A 16,372-nucleotide genomic window follows, 5' to 3' on the forward strand; every position below is an offset into this window, starting at 1 on the left:
CCGGGTGCGCTCCGGCAGACGCCGGTTCGGATCGTGCCTCGGTGTCGCCCGGAGCGGGCATGGCGTGCGGGCCCGTCGGGCGTCGTGATTCACGACTCCGACGGACCCGCAGTAGATAAAATATTCGACTGGCTGGGGCTGTCTCCGCAGGCCTGTCAACAACCGGCAGAAGCAGGCACTGTCGGGCCGCAGGTGTATTCGTCATCGCCCTGCGCGATCCGCCGGACCACGTACTGGAACCGATCGAACAGGCGTGGCACATTGACCCGGGCCTCGGGTGTGTCGGGGTAGGTGACCCGCATGTAGGTGCTGTCCCAGCGGCGGTTCACCCACATCATGACCTCGCTGCTCGGGCTGGAGTCGTAGAGCCCGTTGCAGTTGGCCCCCTCCCAGTCACGGGACCCCCGGGCGTGCCTCCCGTCGATGTAGGAGACGATCGGGAGTACCGCGGAGTCGTCGGACTGCAGGGGGAAACCGGCGAGTTCGGCCACCCGGAGGGGAGAGACCGAGGCCAGCTTGCAGGCACTGCGGAATCCGGCGCCCGCGGCACCCAGGAGTTCGACCAGGGAAAGAGGTCGGCTGTCCGCCCCGTCCTCGGTCAGCGGAAAAGCGACCGGGACCAGGTTGATGAACCATCCCTGGGCGGCGAGCCAGCGCACCTCGTTGCGGGTGTGTACGACGGACAGGCCGCGGTAGACGCTGCGACCCCCGAGGTCGCGGTGCACGACCCCCAGAGCAGCCAGCAGGCCGGCGGAGAAACCGGCGCCGTGCGGCCTGCACGCCTTGGCGAAGGCGTCGGCCTCGGCAGCGGTGAGCAAGTCGAGTTCGAAGGAGAGACTGGCACGCGTCTCTCCCGGCGACAGCCCCAGTGCGAGCGGGAAGGACGGCATCGGGCCGGAGAGGAGAAAGCCGACCCAGCTTTGCACCCCGGGAGAATCGGCCTGGAGGGCGGCGGCCCGCTCGTGCTCCAGAACGCCGGCGTCGAGGTAGCTGCCGACCTCGGGCAGGACGGCCTCGGTCCCCTCCTGTTCGGCCTGGTACAGGGCGCGCAGTTCGTCGAAGACGAGAAGCATGGAGTAGGCGTCGCTGTGCGCGTGGTCGATGGCGAAGTAGACGGTGGAGGAATCCTCGCCGAGTACGGCGGCGGCGGTGAACGGCGGCCAGCACATCGGACTGGTGCCGCCGTGGAACTGCTCGCGCAGATGCTCCCGGACGGCGTCCTCGGAGGTGAAGGCGCCGCGTGGCACAGGCTGTACGTCCACGTACTCGGGAGTGACCATGTGCCGAGTGAGGGTCGTGCCGGCGCCACCCTCGGTGGCCTCGTTCGGCTCGGCCGAGAACCACGTGAGCATCGTCTCGTGGCGCAGCGTCCACTTCCTCAGGGCGCCGGCCAGGGCGGCGGTGTCGATTCGCCCCGGCAGGTCGAAGGCGAGCCCCAACCACGGGGACTGGGGACGGCCGGCCTGGAGATTGGCCAGATAGCGCGCGAGGTGATTCTCCTGTACCGGGGACGGCGGCACGGGGTGTACCGGTGCGTGCTTCGCCTTCTCGACGACGTGGTCGGGAATCCGGAACTCGACCAGCTCGCCGACCCGGGGCACGTAGTCGGACAGGAAGGTCATCAACACGGCGTGGGTTCCTTTCCTTTGGTGTCGCGGACACAGACCGGGTGTGATCGCGGCGGACAAGAGGAGTGCGGAGCGGCGGACGGCAGGTTCTCACCGGCGACGACCTGCCGCACCAGGCGGCCGATGTCGGAGACGTAGGAGGGCACGTTGGCTCGGCCGGGTTCGGAGTCGGGGAAGCGGTGGCTGAGGTAGACGCCCTCACGAGTACGCACGATCCACAGGTAGACCTCGTGCGGGTGGATCCGACGACTGCGCAGCGCGGTGGCCTTCCACTCGGTCCACCGGCCGGCGCCGGGCAGGGACCGGATGTCCATGTACGAGACCATGAACCGGGGTTCGAGCGGCAGCCCGAACAGTTCGGCCAGTCGAGCAAGCGGTGCGCAGGCCAGCGGGCGGGCACGCCGCAGGGCCTCTCCGGCCTCCTTCATCACCTGCTCGAAGTCGTCTCCACCGCGAACGGCGACACTGACCGGCGCGATTCCCACGTACCAGCCCAAGGACCGGTGGAACTGCCGCTCGTTGCGGGTGTGGAAGGGCACCATGGTGCGAAAGCCGTCCCGGCCCGACAGGCTCCGGGCGGACAGGGCGAAGCAGGCGAGGACACCGGAGAAGAAATCGCCGCCCCGCTGTCTGCAAACGAGCTCGAAAGCACGCGCGTCGTCGGAGTCGAGCAACCACTTCAGACCGCCCGCCTGGGCGACCGACGCCGGTTGCCGCGGATCGGCGACCGGAACGACGAACTCGGGCAGCTTGCCGCCCCCCTCGGCCACGAAGTCCCGCCAGTGCCGGACGGCTTCGTGTTCGCTGTGCAGCCCGGCGGCATCTCGGCGCTCGGGGCCGGTGAAGTCCAGATAGCTGCCCACCTCGGAGAGGCGGGCGGGGCGGTCGTCGAGCACCGCGCCGTACAACTCCCGTAGTTCCTGGGCGATCAGCAGGATCGCGTAACCGTCGACGTTGTGGTGGTCCAAGCCGACGCAGACGGTGGTGGAATCGGGGTGTCGCACGGTGAGGAACGCGAAGGACGGCCAGATCAGGGGGTCGGTGTTCTCGTCCAGGATCTCCTCGATGCGAGTGGACAGTTCGCGCGGATCGCCGAGGTGGCCGTGCTCCGTGCGGACGAGGCCGACCGCGCCCGGCCGCAGGGTGGTGCGATACATCCCGAGAGAGTCGCCGTCGGCGTACGGCTCCAGTCGGCTGCGCAGCACTTCGTGCCGGTTGATCCAATCGCCCAGCGCTTTGCCCAGGGCGTACTCGTCGAGCGGGCCGGGCAATTCGAACGTCGTGGCCAGCCAGGAGGGACCGCGGCCGCTCGAGGCGGAGTTCAGAGCATCACTGAGATGCCCTTCCTGGAGATACGACGCGGGCCGCGCGTCGGGTATCCAGTCGCGGGTGTCGGGGGGACCGGCCGTCGGGCGCCATACCGTCAACTGCCCGGCCGGTATTTCGAGGTCCCAGATGTCGATGAACTTCACGGGCCTGCCTCGCTACCCAGGCGATGCCTGATGGGGGACGTGATACGGGGAGGGTGATGTCCGACGCCTTCACGGTAGGGAAGAATTCGGTGCGCAAAGGTCCAAGAAATTGGACACTCATTTCGCAGCGTGCCGGTAGCCCGAAAAAACGGCTGCGTAGTGGAACAGGTGGTATCGCCCGCCGACCTTTTGGCAGGTGGGCGGGACCGATGCGCCGATCCGTCGGCGTGCCGCGTCAGATCGACAAATGCGGCGAAAAACTATTCGGATACAACTGTCTCGAATTCGGGCGCAGCATGCTGTCGGTTGCACCTGAGAATTCCGGGGTGACCTGTTCCGAGCCGAGCGAGAGGGCACAGCCGCTGCCTCACCGGACGAGCGACAGTCGTATTCGGAGTCAGTGGATGTGCAGTGCCCGCATGCGGTTGTAGAGGGTGGAGCGGCTCACACCCAGCGCGCGCGCCGCCTCTCGCTTGTTCCCGTTCACGGAGTCGATCGTGGCGATGATGACTTCGCGCTCCGCTTGACGGAACGGTGAAGCGGAGGAGGACCTGTCACGGTGTGAGGCGGGCAGGTCCGAGGGGAGGATGTCCCCGGCCGAACGGAGCCGAGCGAGGCCGTCGACCGCCTTGCGTAGCTCGGTCAGATTGCCGGGCCAGGACTGCGCGGCCAGCACGCGCAATGTCTCGGAAGCCAGGCGGACGCGTCCGGAGCCCGAAACCTGGGCCAGCATCTGCTGTGCCAGTTGCGGGATTTCGTGTCTACGACGCCGCAGCGGCACCAGTTCCCGGCGCTCGGCGCACATGGCCACCAGCAGTGCGTGCACACCTTGGAGATGCTCACCGGGAGTCGAGGTCAGGACGACCTTGCGCAAGGCGCCGGGAAGCGCCTTGGCCAGCAGCATCGTCAGCGGTTCGGACAGGAACTCGATGTTCTCCACGATGACCGCCGGCCCGTCCGTCTTCAGCAACGCTCCCAGGGCCGCACCCCAAAGGGCTTCGCCTCGTCGAGCGGCGGCCGTCGAGTCGACAGTGGTGGCGCCCGGCCCGGCGGCACGGCGTGCCTCGGTGGTCCGGCCGCTGCCGGGCTCGCCGATGACGACCAGCGGCCACTGGGCGGTCACGTCCGTATGGGTCCTGCCGCGGCGCGCGTCTCGGTCCGGGACGATATCGATGAGTACGCCGTCGGTGTCCTCGATCGGCACGCACCTGAGCCGGACCGACCGACCGGAGACCAGGGTCAGTTGACGGATGCGCTCACGGGCCGGCCCCGGAGGGTCGGCGCAAGCCTGGACGGCTGGGTGATCGGCGGGCTCCAGCAGGTCCAACGCGGACGGGTTGGCCAGGACGAGTCCCGGACCAAGCACCACGACCGCCCGTCCCCGGGTCCGCGTCGCCGCCTGGAACGCGGCCAGCAACCGCCGCTGGGCGAGCGGCGAATCCAGCAGGAGCCGGTCTTCGATGTCCTGGACCAGATGCCGGATCAGGGACGGCAGCAGCGGGTGCTCTTCTCCCCAGGCACAAGCGAGGTTCACGGCGCCTTCGAGCCGGTGGGTCACCGGATGGACGATCGGATGCCCGAAACAGGAGAAGGGATCAAACACGTTCAAGAAGTGTTCGGGTCCGCGTATGAACACGCTTCGGCCGGTCTGCAGCGAGGTGCCCAGCCCGTTGGTGCCGATTTTCTCCTCTTCGACTCGGACGCCCGGTGCCAGACCGAGATTCGTCATCGCGTCGTCAACCGACCGGTCGGTGCAGCGCATGTCGAGGACGAACGCCCTTGCGTCGGCGAGCAAGAACGCAGCCGAAAACCCCTCGACCTCCTGCTGCGCCCGTTCCAGCACCCGCCCCGCCGCGCGGGACAGACTGCCCTCCGTATCGACCGGACCTCGAACGAGGCAGGGCACCGCGTCCTTGCGCACACCGTGCAGGCGCGATCGGGTCCATGACGATTCGATCGCGGGCCGCTCCTGCCCGGGCTTGCCTAACGAGACATCCTTCATGTCGGCTCCTCCGGTTGCCGGTCCCGGCGGCGTGCGCCGGCTCGGGACGTCAGGCTCTGGGGCGGGGCGGTGCACCCCGGAGCTTGTCTGGGCGGAGTTCACAAAGCGTTAACGACTGGGAAATAAAATATACCATGCATCATCGGAGGGGGTGTGATAGTGCCCCGCATGCGAGGGGTGAACGCCCCGGCGCGTCCGGCCTGCGGAAGGCGGCTCCCGGGTACCTTGCGCTCGGTCGGGAAGGTAAGCTCACCGCTCACCCCGTGGGCGAAGATTCCGCATCATATAAAAAAGTTCAAGAGTCCGACTCGAAGAACGAGGGCCCCGAAGGCCGCCGCATCGCCGGGTGTCGGCAGGACACTCAAACGCGACAAACGTAGTATCCGGGGCATGGGGACGTCCTCTCATGAGGAGGGAAATGGGCGGGTCGACTGCCGGAGCCGCAGCAGGAACGGATGCTTCCGCCGACGTCGCGATCGCCGTGACGGACGCGGACGGTTCCGTGGTGCGCTGGTCCCAGGAAGCGGAAGAGCTACTGGGCTGGATCGCCCAAGAGGTGTGCGGCCGACCGCTGAAAGACCTGTTCGCCGAGGGTCGTGCGGCTGCGACCGATGCCATCCGCTCACCGACGGCCGGCCGGGCGCCGCTCCGCCACCGGTCCGGTGATTCGATCGACGTCACCTACCGTGTGGTGCGTCTGCAGCCATCCGCCGAACGCCTTGTGCTCCTTGTACCCACCGGGCGGGCGACCCACTGGAAGCGGACGGGCGGCGCCCAGGGAGACCCGGCGGGCGTCGTGGCCATCCACCTCGACACCCTCGGCCGGCAGCGGATCCGCCGGGAGCTGGCCCTGCTGCACCGGATCGCCACCGGGATCGGCGGCTCTCTGGACGTGACGAGTGTCGTTCGGGACCTGGTGGACGTTCTCGTGCCCGCCTTCGGGGACCTGGCCTGGGTGGATCTCGCCGACGCCGTACCCGGCGGCGACGAGCCCCCCAAGCTCGCCGGCGGAGGAGAACTGCACGTGCATCGGGCAGCGGTGGCCTCCGCCACCGACGACCCGTGGCCCGCCGCACTGCTCCAGCTCGGTCGGCAGGCCCCGCCGGTGCCGTCCTCGGCCACGCTGCGGGCCATTCAGGAAGGCCGGGCAGTAGTCCTGGATCCGGAGACGGTGGCCGAGGTCCTCGGGAACGACGAGCCACTGGTCCGGCTGTTCGTACCCGAGCACGGGCATTCGGGAATCTGGGCTCCCCTCTTCGCGCGCGGACTGGTGCTGGGGAACATCACGGTCTGGCGTACCGACCAACAGGACCCGTACGACGACAGGGACGCGGAACTGCTGACGGAGATCGCCTCGCTGGCCGCACTCGGCGTGGACAACGCCCGTCGCTTCACCCGGGAGCGCCGCTCCGTGCAGGCGCTGCAGCAACGCCTGCTTCCCCGGCCCACGGCCGACACCCCGGCGGTGGAGGCAGCCGGTCTCTACCTGCCGGCCGGGGGTGACACCGAGATCAGCGGCGATTGGTACGACGTGGTCCCCCTGCCCTCCTTTCGAGTCGCCCTGGTCGTCGGTGACGTGGCCGGCAACGGGCTGTACGCCACCGCAACCATGGGCCGGCTGCGCACCGCCGTCCGCACCCTCGCCGACCTGGAACTCGACCCCGTCGAACTCCTCACCCACCTCGACGACCGGGTACGGCAACTCACCAGAGAAGCCGATCCTGGAAGTCCCGTCGGTGCCACCTGCCTGTATGTCGTCTACAACCCCGTCAGCCGACGCTGCGCACTGGCCAGTGCCGGGCACCCGCCGCCCGTCTTGCTGCGGCCCGACGGCACCACGGAGGTGATCGACGTCGTCCCCGGGCCGCCGCTGGGCGTGGGCGGCGTTCCGTTCGAGATGGCCGTCGTCGACCTGGAACCCGGCAGCGTCCTCGCCCTCTACACGGACGGCCTGATCGATCGGGAGGACGGTGACACCGAAGCCGGGCTGCGGTGGCTGACGGAGAATCTGGCAGACCTGTGCGGCGCCGACCGGCCTCTGGACGACGTGGGCCGCGCGCTCCTGTCGCGCCTCGGCGACGCCCCACCCCGCGACGACACCGCCCTCCTACTGGCCCGAACCCGGGCGATCACGGCCGACGACATCGCGGACTGGGAATTCGCGGCCGACCCGATGGCCGTGGCCACGGCCCGGCAGGCCGTCACCGAGCAGCTCACCGCCTGGGGGCTGGACGAGCTGACCTTCACCACCGAGCTGATCGTCAGCGAACTGCTCACCAACGCGGTCCGCTACGCCGGGGGCCCCATCCGTCTGCGGCTCATCCGGGACGCCGCGTTGGTCTGCGAGATCACCGACCCCAGCAACACCCAGCCCCGTCTGCGTCGCGCCCACTGGACAGACGAGGGCGGACGGGGCCTGTTTCTCGTCGACCTGGTGGCCGATGACGTCGTGTAGATCTCTGGCGATGCGGAGTCGTTCTTCGGTCACTCGTCGGGTGGCCTCGATCTCGCGGGTGGCGATGGCGCTTTCGGCTCGTTCCTCCAGCATCCACCAGCGGTCTCGATGGATGCGGAGCGCGACCCCGGTCGCACCTCCCGCGATGGCCGAGAACGTGGCGGCGGCTCCCACGATCGCGCCGCCACGAAATCCTCCTACCGTCGTGAAGGCCCCCAGGAAGAACGCCGCCACGATCCCGGTCCCGACCAGGGGCTGCTTTCCCCTGAAGGTGACCGAGAACAGCACGAGTACCGCCATCATCCACACCGAGAGCGGGTCTTGGCCTATCGCTGTGACGGCGAAGGAAGCCCCGCTCGTCACGACCAGTCCCGCCCACGGCCTCCACCACGAGAAGGCGACACCACCACCGGCGAGTAGTACGGACAGGGCCGTCGGCCGATCCGACCCCCTCGATATCACTGCCACGAGCTGACCGGCGAATACCAGTGCGGCCACCGAATAGGCGATGAGGTGCAGCATCTCGGGACGGCGGATCCACAGGGGCGCCGCGAGCCCGTCTCGATTGTCCCGCGCCTCGACCATGACCCGATTCTCGTTCACCTGTGCTGCGATCATGTACTTCGAACGATGTAGACGGCGAACGTACTTCGGTCGATGGCGGAACGGCGTCGATGGCAGAGCTGCGTCGGTGGACGGAGACGGCAGAACTACTTCGTTCGAAGTACACGACCTTGCTCGTGGACTTCGAGACTCGTCGGCGAGGCAATCGCCTCACCTTCACGATTGCGCAAGGGCACCCGGATGACTCGGACCACCGCACCTTCGACCACCACGCAACCTTGCAAGCGCCGATCCTCGTGGCGCACCGCGGGCGTTGCACTGTCGGCACTGGCCCTCACCACGATCCCGATCACCGCACACGGCGCGGATACCGGCCGGGCGGCGACGTCCACAGGCACCCACCCGGCCTCGGCCACGACCCACAACGGCCCCAAGCCGACGGTCGTGCTGGTGCACGGCGCGTTCGCGGACGCTTCCGGTTGGGACGACGTCGTCACCCGGCTGATCCACGACGGCTATCCCGTCCGCGCGCTCGCCAATCCGCTGCGCGGACTGGCCTCCGACAGCGCGTACATCCACAGCTTCCTCAACACCATCCCGGGCCCCGTGGTGCTGGTCGGGCACTCGTACGGCGGTGCGGTCATCACCAATGCCGCGATCGGCAACAAGCAGGTGAAGGCTCTGGTTTACGTGGCCGCCTTCGCTCCGGATTCCGGCGAGGACGTCACCGGCCTGCTTGCCCGACCGGTCGCCCATCCGGCGCCGCCGCTGCCCGCGCAGCCGGTCCCGTACGCCCTTCCGGGTGGCACTTCCGGTGTGGACATCTACCTCGACCCCGCGAAGTTTCGGGCCGCATTCGCAGCGGACGTCCCGGCGAAGACCGCCGCTCGGATGGCTGTCGAGCAGCGGCCGATCGACGCCGGCGCAAATGCCGGGGTCACTGCCGAAGCGGCCTGGCACACGATCCCGTCCTGGTATCTGGTGGCCAAGCAGGACCGGGCCATCGCTCCCGACCTCCAGCGTTTCATGGCGGCTCGCGTCCATGCGCACGTGACCGAGATCAACTCTTCGCACGCGGCAATGGTCAGCCACCCGGCCACCGTGACCAGGCTGATCGAGGCCGCCGACCGGGGCAGCCGCTCCTGAGGGTCTCCTCGGGACGACGGTGGTTCGAGGTCGATGCCACGGGCGGATGGCAGGCCGCTGGATATGGCGAGACGGGCGCGGGCCACGCCCTGCCTGGCACCCGCGGTCGACGGCCTGGCGTGCGATCCGGACACGATCGCGGCTGCCGCCCTGCGTGAGCAGGGCGGCCGTCCCTGGCGTCGGCGATGCCCCATCGGGGCATCGCCGACGCCGAGAGGCCACTCGCCCCCTCTTCGTGCCCGTGGGCGACCAGTCACGGCGCGGATCACTCCGCGAACTCGAACACGCCCTTGCCGTCGGACTGTTCGTCGAACCACGTGTAAGCCTCGGCCGCCTGGTCCAGCGTCCAGGAATGGGTGTAGAGGTCGTCGACGGGGAGGTGGTGGGCGACGATGAAGTCCGCACACCGTGCCTGTTGGATCGTTGACATGGTCCACGACGTCATCAGCGTCCACTGCTTCTTGTAGTGCTGCTCCGCGGAGAACCGCACCTCTCCCGGAAGCCCGAGGAAACAGGCACGGCCGAACGTGCCCAGGACGTCCAGTGCGTCCTGTCCGGCTCGGCCGGAGGTTTCGAGAACGACGTCCGCGCCCCGGCCACGCGTCAGATCGCCGACGGCCTCCGCGAGGTCGACCTCGGCCGGGTCGAGAACCTCGTGCGCGCCGAAGTCCCGGGCGCGCCGCAAGCGCGACGCATCGATGTCCACCGCGATCACCCTGGCACCCATGGCCGCCGCGAACATCGTTGCGGACAAGCCGACCGGGCCCTGCCCGAACACCACCACGGTCGTGTCGGCGATCTCGCCGAGGCGCTTGATGCCACCCCAGGCGGTTCCGGTCCCACAGCCGACCGCGGCGCCCGCCTTGAAGCTCAGCTCGTCGGGAAGCGGCAGCAGTGTGTGCGCCGGTACCAGTGCGTACGGTGCGTGCCCACCGTGCGCGGTCGCGCTCATGGTTTTGGCCGGTGCCGTCTCGCACATCTGCGGCCATCCGGAGCGGCACCTGCGACACGTCTGGCAGCCCCAGTAGTGATGGACCATGACCCGCTGCCCCACTTTGGCCATGGCCTCGGTGACGCCGGGGCCCACCGCGTGGACTTCGCCGCACGGCTCGTGGCCCTGGATGGTGCCGCCGCCGGCGGCGAAGCCGACGGACCCCCGGTAGAAGTGGAGGTCACTGCCACACATCCCTGAGGCGCGCATCCGCAGCACGACCTCACCCGGGCCGGGGACAGGGTCCGGGAACTCCTTGAGGACGGCTGTCCGGTCACCGGGAAAAACGATCGCCTTCATGCGTGCTCCTTCGCTTGGTGGGCGGCCACGCGTACGCCGACGGACGCCGCGCGCCGAGGGTCGGGCGGGTGGTCAGCGGCGTGCGCGGAGGGCCTTCGTCGCGTCGTCGTCGATGCGCAGGCCCTCGGGGGCGAAATGCGGATCTCCGGTCACGACGACGCCGTAGTCGCGGGCAGCGCCCTCGATGCTCACGTACTCGTCCCGCACATCGGCGAGGACCTTCTCGGGGTCGCGGGCGAAGGGCGCCCCCCAGCCTCCGCCCCCGTTGGTCAGGCAGCGCAGTACCGCGCCGGCCCGCGTCCGCCATGTCTTCTCGCGAGCGAAGTAGTGGTAGGTGCCGTGTACGGGGTCAAGGGCCTTGGTGTCCGGATCGAGCACGCCGGCCACCGGAATGCTGTCGACACAGACGCCCGGAGTGGTTGCGACCAGGCTCGTGGGACCGTTGGTCCCTTCCCGCGGCGGAAAGATCCACATGGCTCCGGTCGGTCCCGACCGGCCCCCACCCGCACCGACACCGCTCGGCTCCCTGGTACGGAAGGGCGACAGGTGGTGGTCGGCGTCGGTCAACCAGAGGGTGTCCTTCACATTGGCGGCGCCGCCGCGGTGGGTGCCGGGCCCGCCGGTGTCGATCGCGTGCTCCTTGCGGAGCACGACCACAGGGGAATCGTGCTCGATGGTCTCGGTCGCGGGGTCCAGGTTGTTCAGGTTGTACAGGACGGTGTAACTGTCGCCGTCACCCGCCTTGGTGGCTCCCCACGGCCCGTGCTCGCCGCCGCACTGGGTGGCACTCGTCCAGGAAGTGCCGTCCCGCCGCACGCCGTTCGCGTTGTGGGTGTTGGTGGAGCCGTAGTCCCCACCCACGGCGTTCTCGCCGAGTACCGGGTTGAGCGCGTCGAAGATCGCGGCGATCAGGGCTCCGGAGGCCTCCCAGAACATCATGGGCGCACCGTCCGGAGGCAACGCCGTCAGCAGGGTCCCCGGGGGCGCCACCAGGTCGAGATGGCGCCAGGTACCGGACGTGAACGGAATCGCCGGATCGAGGAGCATCGTCAAGGCGACGCCCAGAGCGGTCTTCGCGTCGGAGATACCGCAGTTGATGCAGGTCCGGGCCTGCGCCGACGTTCCCGACAGATCGGCCTCGATGTCGTGGCCGCGCTTGCGCAGGGTGACGTGCACGGTGTAGTCGACCGTGTCGTCCAGTCCGTCCGCGTCGATCCTCGCGGACCCGGTGTAGTCGCCGTCAGGGATGCGCCCGATCGCCTCGCGCGTCAGCTCCGCCGAAGTGTCGCAGGCGTAGGCGAGTGCGCCGAGGTGGGCCTCGGGTCCGTAGCGTTCGATGTTCTCCCGCACGAGCCGCTCGCCGAGCCGCAGTTGCTGGTGGACGCTCTTGAAGTCGGGCAACAGAATCGCGCCCCAGCGGGTGTTGTCGAAGATCAGGCTGAAGGTCGAGCGCACCGGCTCGTCCTTCGCCCACAGCAGGACGGGCGGGATCACCAGGCCGTTCTCGTATACGTTCGCCTTCGTGGCCGAGAAGCCACCGGGCACGGTGCCGCCCATGTCGAGCTGGTGGGCTCGCATGCTCACGAAGGACACGATCCGGCCGTCGACGAAGACGGGCCTGGTGAACAGCACGTCGTTGACGTGGGTGCCGCCGCGGTACGGGTCGTTGCAGATCAACACGTCGCCCGGGGCGAGGTTGTCCGGCCCGAACTCCTCGACGGTGTTGCGCACGGCGTCCGGCATGGTGCCCAGGAACGGGGTGAGGCTGTTGCCGACCACGGCCATCCGGTAGTCCTGCTCCGGGGGTCCGCTGACCGTGCAGGCGAAGTCGTACCAGTCCCGGATGATCGGCGAGAACGCCTCCCGCAGGAACGCGGTGCTCATGTGGCCGACCGCGTACTTCAATCGGTTCACGATGACGGACGCGGTGAATCGGCCGCAGCCGTACGCCGCTTCGAAGGCTTCGTCGGTCAGGTCCCGAATACGCGTCGGCGCGGTCGCGGGGATGTCGAGAGTACTCACGCAGCTCACTTCCTCCGGACGACGAGTTCGCCGTGGCGGCCGACGACAAGGCGTTGGCCTTCACCGACATGGGTGGTCGACAGGCCCTCGTCGACGATGACCGGGCCCTCGATCTCGTCACCGGCGCGCAGCGCGGCCCGGTCGTAGACGGCCGCCGCCCGACCGGTGTCGTCGTCGATCGCGTCCAGGTCGCCGAGGTAGCGCAGCCGGACGAACCGGGCCGGGGTGAGCGGCTCGTCCGCACCGCGGCGCGCAAGCTCGGGGAACTCGACCTTCTCCGTGTCCAGTACGGCGCGAACCCGGAAGGTGACGCCCTCGACGGGCATCGTGTCGAAGCGGTTGCCGGAGCGCTCCTGGTACGTGTCGTGGAACGAGGCGATCATCGCGTCGACGGCGTCGGCGTCGACGGCACCGCCCGGGACCGGCACGAACGGGGTCTCCCAACTCTGGCCCACCAGATGGCCGTCGTAGCTGCGCTCGAACGTCACGGTCGCGTCGAAGCCGATGCGTTCGCGCAACCGGCTCTCCATCTCCGTGAACAGCACGTCGATGCGCGGTGCCGCCTCGGGGGTGAGAACGGTGTAGGCGCTGCGGCTCGCGGTGAATACCTGGTCGGCCGACAGCAGTCCCAGAGCCGAGAACAATCCGGGATTCGGGGGGACGACGACCTGCTTGCAGTGCACGGCGTCCATGACGGCCGGCAGCAGCATCGGGCCCGCCGCGCCGTAGGCCATCAGGGTGTAGTCGCGTGGGTCGACGCCGTTCTTGATCGCCACGTTGAAGACGCCCTCGGCGATGTTGTGCACCGCCATCTCGTAGGCGTAGCGGACGCGCTGCGCGAGGGTGAACTCCGTCCGCAGGTTCTCGAAGGCCGCGCGAGCCCGCTCGACGTCGAGACTCAGGTTCCCGCCGGCGAAGGTGTCCGGATCGATGATGCCGATCATCAGACAGGTGTCGGTGGTCGTCGGCCCAGTCCCGCCGCGGCCGTAGCAGGCCGGTCCGGGCGTGGAACCGGCACTGCCCGGCCCCACCCGGATCTCTCCGGACTGCCCGATGGTCACGAGGCTGCCGCCACCGGCGCCGATGGCGGTGACCTCGATGGCGAGCGCGTTGACGACCAGGTCGTGCTCGAGCTCGAAGGTCGTGTCCACGTACGGCTTGCCCCCGGCGACGACGCTGATGTCGCAGGACGTGCCCCCGACGTCGGCGCAGAGCAGGTCCGGTTCGCCGATGAGGGAGCCGAAGTGGGCACTCGCGACCGTGCCCGCGGCCGGACCGGAGAACACGATCCGGAACGGCTGTTCCATGGCCCGGTTGGACGGCACCAGGGTGGCGGCGCAGTCGGCGAAGTTGAGCTGCCCGGTGAAGCCGAGGTCCGCGAGGCCCTTCTCGAGGGTGGCCGTGTAGTCGGCGTAGATCAGCTTCATCAGTGCGTCGACCACCGTCGTCGAGGCGCGGGTGTACTCCTTGGCGAGCGGGGAGACCTCGCTGGAGATGGAGCACGGCACGTCACCGAGCACCTCGCGCACCAGCTCGCGCAGCCGCTCCTCGTGGGTCCGGTCGACGTAGGCGTTGATCAGGCAGATCGCCACGCCGACGACCCCGCAGCCGCGCAGGACCTCCAGTTCCGCCCGGGCCTGTGCCTCGTCCAGGGCGAACAGCACGCTCCCATCGGCAGTGATCCGCTCGCGGATACCGCGACGCAGGTAGCGCGGCACCAGCGGGCGTGCGGCGTCGCCGAAGCTGCGCCGCCAGTGCGGATCCAGCATCGCCTCGGCCGGGCGCCAAACGCGGCCCATGTCGAGGATGTCCCGGTGTCCCTCGGTGGCCAGGAAGCCGATCTTCGGCAGCCGGCGGGTGATCACCGCGTTGAGCCCGTGGGTACTGGCGTGGTTGAAGACCCGGGAGCCCTCCACCCCCAGCGCCGCCGCGCCCTCCAGCACCGGCTTCGTCACGTCCGTGTAGTCGGTGGACACCTTCGCCGTGTGGACGACCCCGTCCCGAAGGGCGACCACGTCGGTGAAGGTGCCTCCTACGTCCACTGCAATCATCGTCGGTCCTTCGCTACAGCAGGTCGGAGAGGAGCCGGATCGAGCCGAGGCGCGGTCCGCGCTCACGGCTGACCGACAGCAGGCAGCCCTGGCACTTGACGACGTCGAACCAGCCCCCCTCGGAATTGACGGGATAGCTGCGCAACTCTTCGGCGCCGCAGCGGGGACAGGTGCCCTGGATCGGACTCCGCTCGAGGAAGAGCGGCTTGTTCGTGGTGCGTGAGTCCTCGCTCATGTCGCACAACTCCTCGTTCGACGCATGGGACGACACAGGTGCTGTGCGCCGGGGCCGACGCTAGGTGGCAGGTGAGCTGCGTCACCATCCGCAGGCCGCAGACGGACATCCACAAACCGCACGCCGCGTTTCGGCGGCCGAGCCCTTCCCCCGAAGACGAGCCTCAAATATTGTATTTTCTGTCATGCCGCCTGGCGTCGGGACCATCGGCGCGGAACTGCGAGGGAGCATGAGTACCGATGCCCGCACGGCGCAGACGCCGCGCCCGATGCGCTTTCGCACCACCGACCTCGACACCGCCCGCGCACAGGTCACGAAGACGTTCGCCGAGCACCGGATGTCGGTCGGCGACCCGAGTGCCCTGGAGTGTCGTCTCGACTTGCCGCCCTCGGGCCGGCTGACGTTGGCACGGCTGGGATACGGCACCGATGTCACCATCGTCGGCCCCCCGATGGAGTCCGTCTATCACGTCAACCTCCCCATCTCCGGCAGCAGCACCGTGCGGCAGAGCGGCTCGACCCGCGCCTCCCGGGCCGGACAGAGCGGCGTCGCCATGATCCCCACCGACCCGGTGACCATGTGGTGGAGCCCGGACGGCGTCCAGTACGCCATCAAGATCCCCCGGGACCTGCTCGAAGCCCATGTCGCAAAACTGACCGGACACCCCGTCGACGGCAGCATCCGGTTCACCCTGAAGTTCGACCTCACCGCCTCGCCGGGACAGAGCCTGAAGGCCACGGTGAGCTTCCTGTACGCCGAGCTGACCCGGCCGGGCGGTCTGGCGGCGACGCCCGCCGTGCGGCACGAACTCGAATCGGCGCTGATGACCCAACTGTTGTTGGCCGTCCCCAGCCAGATCAGCGAACTCCTGCACGGCAAGCCCGCACCCACCCGGCGCTCGAAGATCCGCGAAGTCATGGACTACATCGACGACCACCCGGGCCGGGAGTTGAGCACGGCGGACCTCGCCTCCCTGGCCGGGATCAGCGAGCGGACGCTGCAGGCCGGATTCCAAGACGTGGCGGGGATGTCACCACGCGCCTACGTCCGCGCGACCCGACTGGACCGGGTCCATCTCGAGTTCAGCTCGGGAACACCCGGATCGGTCACCGACATCGCGGCACGCTGGGGCTTCTTCCACCCGGGGCGGTTCGCACAGCAGTACCGGAGCAGGTTCGGGGTCCTCCCGTCCGAAACGTCTCATGCGGCCAGGACGCGAGCCTAGGAATCCAATTGCACTTCTCCAGCGGTGCTGGTCAGCGGGCTGTTTCAGAGCCCGTTCGACTGACGGCCCGTCAGGTCCGCTGTTGTTCGTGACTCGTCCGATCGGTTCGCGTCGAACGGTCATGGTGACAAAGGCGGACGTCGAAACAGGTTTGTGAGACAGCGAGTCGGAGTCGTTGCTGCTGCGAGTGGGTGAGCGCTTCGGTCGGCCCTCGCCCGCGCCGGCGCCCCCGCACAGGCCCCCTTCGACCAGTTCCTCGGCCAAGACCCGCTCGGCCGGCC

Annotated in this window: 10 protein-coding genes; 3 read left to right on the forward strand and 7 right to left on the reverse strand. The window is 68.8% G+C overall.

Translation table 11 applies throughout. The annotated features are described in order from the left end of the window. Positions 1–155 precede the first annotated feature (155 nt). From GT354_RS05865 to GT354_RS05875, 3 genes are all read right to left on the reverse strand, one after another. On the reverse strand, positions 156–1,622 hold the full coding sequence (locus tag GT354_RS05865; protein ID WP_237534419.1) for a condensation domain-containing protein: 1,467 nt from the start codon (positions 1,620–1,622) through the stop codon (positions 156–158). Beyond that, a complete protein-coding gene (locus GT354_RS05870; RefSeq protein ID WP_161355101.1) occupies positions 1,622–3,100 on the reverse strand; it encodes a condensation domain-containing protein in 1,479 nt (492 codons plus the stop codon). Before GT354_RS05870 ends, GT354_RS05865 begins: the two co-directional genes overlap by 1 nt. Positions 3,101–3,497: 397 nt before the next feature. Next, positions 3,498–5,102, reverse strand: coding sequence for a helix-turn-helix domain-containing protein (locus tag GT354_RS05875; protein ID WP_161355102.1), 1,605 nt, complete (start codon positions 5,100–5,102; stop codon positions 3,498–3,500). 418 nt (positions 5,103–5,520) lie between these two features. On the opposite strand from GT354_RS05875, the gene GT354_RS05880 reads away from it, so the two are divergent. Beyond that, positions 5,521–7,557, forward strand: a complete 2,037-nt coding sequence (locus GT354_RS05880; RefSeq protein ID WP_161355103.1) for a SpoIIE family protein phosphatase — start codon at positions 5,521–5,523, stop codon at positions 7,555–7,557. 804 nt (positions 7,558–8,361) lie between these two features. Continuing rightward, positions 8,362–9,267 carry an alpha/beta hydrolase gene (locus GT354_RS05885; protein ID WP_161355104.1) on the forward strand — a complete coding sequence of 302 codons (906 nt, stop codon included), beginning with the start codon at positions 8,362–8,364 and terminating at the stop codon, positions 9,265–9,267. A gap of 265 nt (positions 9,268–9,532) precedes the next feature. On the opposite strand, the gene GT354_RS05890 is transcribed toward GT354_RS05885, so the two are convergent. The 4 genes from GT354_RS05890 to GT354_RS05905 form a co-directional block, all read right to left on the reverse strand. Continuing rightward, on the reverse strand, positions 9,533–10,558 hold the full coding sequence (locus GT354_RS05890; RefSeq protein ID WP_161355105.1) for a zinc-binding dehydrogenase: 1,026 nt from the start codon (positions 10,556–10,558) through the stop codon (positions 9,533–9,535). Between the two features lie 72 nt (positions 10,559–10,630). Then, positions 10,631–12,580 carry a hydantoinase B/oxoprolinase family protein gene (locus GT354_RS05895; RefSeq protein WP_346011879.1) on the reverse strand — a complete coding sequence of 650 codons (1,950 nt, stop codon included), beginning with the start codon at positions 12,578–12,580 and terminating at the stop codon, positions 10,631–10,633. A gap of 5 nt (positions 12,581–12,585) precedes the next feature. Continuing rightward, positions 12,586–14,631 carry a hydantoinase/oxoprolinase family protein gene (locus GT354_RS05900; protein WP_161355107.1) on the reverse strand — a complete coding sequence of 682 codons (2,046 nt, stop codon included), beginning with the start codon at positions 14,629–14,631 and terminating at the stop codon, positions 12,586–12,588. A gap of 13 nt (positions 14,632–14,644) precedes the next feature. Then, on the reverse strand, positions 14,645–14,866 hold the full coding sequence (locus GT354_RS05905) for a hypothetical protein (protein ID WP_161355108.1): 222 nt from the start codon (positions 14,864–14,866) through the stop codon (positions 14,645–14,647). Between the two features lie 229 nt (positions 14,867–15,095). Between GT354_RS05905 and GT354_RS05910 the strand changes: the two genes are divergently transcribed. Then, on the forward strand, positions 15,096–16,091 hold the full coding sequence (locus GT354_RS05910) for an AraC family transcriptional regulator (RefSeq protein WP_237534409.1): 996 nt from the start codon (positions 15,096–15,098) through the stop codon (positions 16,089–16,091). Positions 16,092–16,372 lie beyond the last annotated feature (281 nt).

The organism is Streptomyces sp. SID3343 (genome assembly GCF_009865215.1).
GTDB lineage: Bacteria > Actinomycetota > Actinomycetes > Streptomycetales > Streptomycetaceae > Embleya.